Origin of the sequence: uncultured Clostridium sp. (genome assembly GCF_934754915.1) — a bacterium.
In the GTDB taxonomy this organism is placed as follows: domain Bacteria; phylum Bacillota; class Clostridia; order Clostridiales; family Clostridiaceae; genus Clostridium.
In genome coordinates, this window is the sequence record NZ_CAKVKB010000199.1 from 1 (window position 1) to 4,794 (window position 4,794).

3 protein-coding genes are annotated in these 4,794 nt (G+C 31.4%); all 3 read left to right on the forward strand.

Annotated features, from left to right (window positions below; all coding sequences use genetic code 11):
- Positions 1-451 precede the first annotated feature (451 nt).
- The 3 genes from Q0F58_RS17275 (at position 452) to Q0F58_RS17285 (ending at position 4,550) form a co-directional block, all read left to right on the forward strand.
- The gene (locus Q0F58_RS17275) at positions 452-1,828 is read left to right on the forward strand and encodes an aspartate aminotransferase family protein (protein WP_294379110.1); all 1,377 of its coding nucleotides are present in this window, start codon (positions 452-454) and stop codon (positions 1,826-1,828) included.
- A gap of 176 nt (positions 1,829-2,004) precedes the next feature.
- Positions 2,005-3,105 carry a PotD/PotF family extracellular solute-binding protein gene (locus Q0F58_RS17280; RefSeq protein WP_294379111.1) on the forward strand — a complete coding sequence of 367 codons (1,101 nt, stop codon included), beginning with the start codon at positions 2,005-2,007 and terminating at the stop codon, positions 3,103-3,105.
- Positions 3,106-3,185: 80 nt separating this feature from the next.
- Complete coding sequence (locus Q0F58_RS17285; RefSeq protein ID WP_294379112.1) at positions 3,186-4,550, forward strand: aspartate aminotransferase family protein; 1,365 nt, start codon at positions 3,186-3,188, stop codon at positions 4,548-4,550.
- The last annotated feature ends 244 nt before the right edge of the window (positions 4,551-4,794 follow it).

Consider the following 4,794-nt stretch of genomic DNA (forward strand, 5'->3'; position numbering starts at 1 on the left):
TTTAGCTGTTAAGTATATTAATGATGGAACTATAAGCTTATCTGGAGTTTCAGGAGAACAAACATCTGAAAATTCAAAGGCAGTTACTTGGAATGATGTTGTTAAAACTGGAAAAGTAAATTAATTAGTTTATTAATATATTGATTATACATTAATAGAGGGAGCTGTTGTATTAAAGTTACCTCCACTATAAAACTCACGAAAATCATTTTATTGGATTTTCGTGGGTTTATTTATTTTTGAATAAAATTAATTGGGTGTGATTATTAAAAAAATAAAATCAAAAAGTTGTTATTCTGTAAGAGCAAGTAGTTCTAGTTCCGGTTTTTCCTAGAAGACTGATATTGATGAGTATAGAATATATATTGTAAACAGAAGACAATTATAAAAAAGATAATCTAATCATAAATGACAAATATATGAATAGAAAAGTGATAGGAGGGACTGATATATGTTAAAAAAGGACAAAAGTGAAGCATTAACTAAGGAGTTTAATAAATACTATCCGGGTGGGCATTCTAATTTAAGAATTCCTATGGATGTTACAGAGCACCGATTATTTATTGCAAAATCAGAAGGTACTCATTTAACAGATGTTGATGGAAATGAGTATATTGAATACAACGGATCTATGGGACCTAATATTTTAGGGCATAGTCATCCTGAATTTACAAAACGTATTGTTGATTATTTAAAAAATAACGGCTCAGCTATTGGTTCAAATCTTCTATTTTCACCTATGGATGTTGAAGTAGCAAAACTTATTGAAAAATATGTACCTTGTGCTGAAGAAATTAAATTTACAACAACAGGTTCTGAAGCAGTTCAAGCAGCTTTTCGTATTGCAAGAGCTTATACAGGAAAAACAGTAATTGTTCGTTTTGCAGGAAGCTATGCAGGATGGTGTGATAATGTATTAGGTGGAAGAATCAATCCTAATAAAGATGAAATTCCATATACAGATTATACACTTATTGGAGGACCTGAAGTTGATCCATATTATACAGAAGGAAGAGTGCCTTGGGTTAATAAAGAAACATTTCTTATTCCGTGGAATGACTTTGATGCACTTGAAGAAACATTTGAAAAGTATCATGATTTAATTGCTGCAATTCATTTTGAAGGTATTGTTTGGAATCATGATGGTCTTTATCCAAAACCAGGATTTCTTGAGAGGATTAGAGAATTATGTGATCAATATAACATTGTAATGAGTATGGATGAAGTTATCACAGGTTTTAGAGTAAATATTGGTGGTGCCCAAAAAGTTCTCGGTGTTACCCCTGATATATGTACAATGGGAAAAGCAATATCAAATGGTATTCCTGTATCGTGTGTAGCTGGAAAGAAAAAGATAATGGATGTTATTCGTGGAAACAAAGTACTTGTTCCTGGTACATATCCAGGTTATGGTTTAGGTATGGCTGCTGTACTTGCTACTATTGATTTACTAACAAGAGATAACTGTGCAGTTTATGATAAAGTATTTAAGGTACAGGAAAAAATTATGGATGGTCTTGTTGAAATATCAAATAAATATGATATTCCATTGACAATAACAGAAGCAAATGGGGTATTTTCTACAATATTTGGGGTTCCAGGTGGAAGAAGAAGATTATATACTGATGAGGATCTTAAAGGATTTGATAAGGAGCTTTGCAACAACTTCCAAAGATATATGCAAGAAAATGGTGTATTCCTTATGTTTGGAGGAAGATGGTATATAAATGCTTCACATACAATGGAAGATGCTGAAAAGACACTTATTGCTGCTGATAAATCTATGAAGGCATTAAAAGAAAACAATTATAAATTTATTGTTCAATAAATTATATTTAATGTTAAAATATTCTTAAATTTAGATAAGCAGTTATGTAAAAATAATTTATTTTATATTTAGTAACAGAAATTAAAAATATTCCTAAAGAGCAATGGTGGTCATTAAGATTTAATGAATGCCTTATGCTCTTTTTTAGAATAATAATAAAAAAGGGGATGGTAAATATGAAGAAATTTTTAGGAGTATTTCTAACAGTAATTATTTTAATGACAACTTTTGTAGGCTGTGGAGGCTCAGGAGGAGAAAGTGGAAACACAGAAACAGGTGAAGCTAATTCTGCGGATATTGGTGATACTGTAAATATTATGGTTTGGGGAGATTGTATTTCAGAAGAAGTGTATTCAGATTTTGAAGAAAAATATGGATGTCATGTAAATGTAAGTTATGTGACAAATACTGATGAAATGTTAGCAAAACTTATTTCAGGTGGAAGTGGTTTGGATTTAGTTCATGTTGAAAGTGCATATGTAAAAACTTTTATTGAAGCAGATGTACTTGATAAAATCAATAAAGAAAATATACCGAACGAAAAATACCTTAAGGATAGTGTTTATAATGGAACAGATGAAAATGATGCACCGTATATAGTTTCAGATGGATTTGATCCAGGATATACAGTTCTTGTTTACAATAAAGAAACTTGTCCAGGAGAAATCAACTCTTTTAAGGATTTAGCAGATCCTAAGTTTAAAGGTCAAGTTTCTTTGCCTGAATCTACTGTTTCTTTATTTGGAACAGCACTTGCAGCTATAGGATATACTCCTGGTACAAGCAATGAAGATGAAATTAAAGCTGCTTATGAGCTTCTTATGAAGATTAAGCCAAATCTTAAAGCCATGGCAGGTGGAAGTACAAGTGCTATGCTTTTAAATGGTGATGTATCTGTTGCACTTATGTATGAACGTGACTGGGTTACATTAATGGCGGATCCAGCAAACAGAGATAAGTTTGATATTGCTCATATGGATGGGTATGAAGCAGGACCTGTATTTTGGGGCATACCTAAAGATGCAGAGCATAAGGAAGCAGCAGAAGCTTTAGCAAACTTTAGAATTGAACCTGAGGAATTTGCAAAATCTATAACAACATATCCAGCTTTACCAGGTTTAGATATGAAATATATTGAAGAATTTCTTTCAGATTCAATAAAGGAAAATCCAGCATTAGAGACACCTGATTATGTTACTTCAAAAGCATTTTATCAGACAGTAACACCAGAGGTTGTTTCTACAACTGACAAATACTATACATTATTTAAAAGCTGATACTGATTATTAAATGGCTATTCAAATCAATTTTAAATAGTTTGGATATCAACAATATAAAAAATAAATGGAGGAAAGATATGTTAAAAAGAGAAAAAAGTGAAGAATTAACAAAAGTGTTTAATGAGTATTATCCAGGTGGTCACTCAAATCTGAGAATACCTATGCAGGTTACAAAACATAGATTATTTATTGATAGAGCAGAAGGATCACATCTATTTGATGTTGATGGAAATGAATATATTGAATATAATGGCGCATTAGGTCCAAATATTTTAGGTCATAAACACCCTAAATTTGTTAAAAAGATGAAGGAATTTTTGGATACTACAGGTACAAGTATTGGATCTAATCTATTGTTTACACCAACAGATGTAGAAGTAGCAGAAATGCTTAGAAAGTTTGTTCCTTGTGTAGAACAATTGAAATTTACACTTTCTGGTACTGAAGCTGTTCAAACTGCATTTAGAATTGCAAGAGCATATACAGGAAAAAGCATTATTGTACGTTTTTATGGACAATATTGTGGATGGATGGATAATGTACTTGGAGGAATAAGAAATCCTGACCCTGACGCAAGACCTAATCCAATTAATCAAGAGAATGAACATATTAAGCAAGAAGGTATGTTTACAGAAGGTAAATCACCATGGGCAGCAAATGAAACTTTCTTAATACCATGGAATGATTTTGAGTTTTTAGAAAAGACTTTTGATAAATATCATGATGAAATTGCAATGATTCATTTTGAAGGCATTGTCTGGAATCACGATGGTTTATATCCAAAGCCAGGATTCCTTGAAAAGATAAGAGAACTTTGTGATAAATATAATGTTGTAATGTGTATGGATGAAATTATAACAGGATTTAGAACAGGCTTAGGCGGAGCTCAAAGTTTACTTGGAGTTACTCCAGATATTTGTACAATGGGTAAAGCAATTGGAGGAGGTATTCCTATTGCTTGTGTTGGTGGTAAAAAAGAAATTATGGAAGTACTTAGGGATGGTAAAGTAATTGCACCAGGCACATATCAAGGTTATGGTTTTGGTATGGCAGCCATAAAGGCTTGTTTAGAAATCTTAAGCGAAAATGACGGCGCAGTATATAAACAGATAAAACAGGTTCAGGAAAAATTAATGGATGGACTTGTAGAGTTATCAAATAAGTATGATTTACCTCTTACAATAAGTGAAGCACCAGGTGTATTCTCAGCACTTTTTGGAATACCAGGTGGAAGAAGAAGATTGTATGATGATGAAGAAACAGAACACTTTGACAGAAAGATGAGCAATGATTTCCAAAAGTATATGCAGGAAAATGGAGTATTTCTTATGTTTGGTGGCAGATGGTATCTTCATGCTCAACATACAATGGAAGATGTTGAAAAAACACTTATTGCTGCAGATAAATCAATGAAGGCAATAAAGGATGATATGAATAAATAAAAAATACTTATAAAAATTCAAAAATGGACTTTGCATAGTAGATAATTTATCTTTTTTGCAGAAGTCCATTTTTTTTGAAAAATTCATAATTCAAGAAAAGGATAAGAAAATGAAAAAGGCAAATGATTTTAAAAAATTTATAATAGTAACGATATGTGCAATAATTTGTGATTTTATTTTATATATGTATTTAAGTAGATATATCAATATAACTATTGCAAAATTAACTTCTACTAGTATAGTT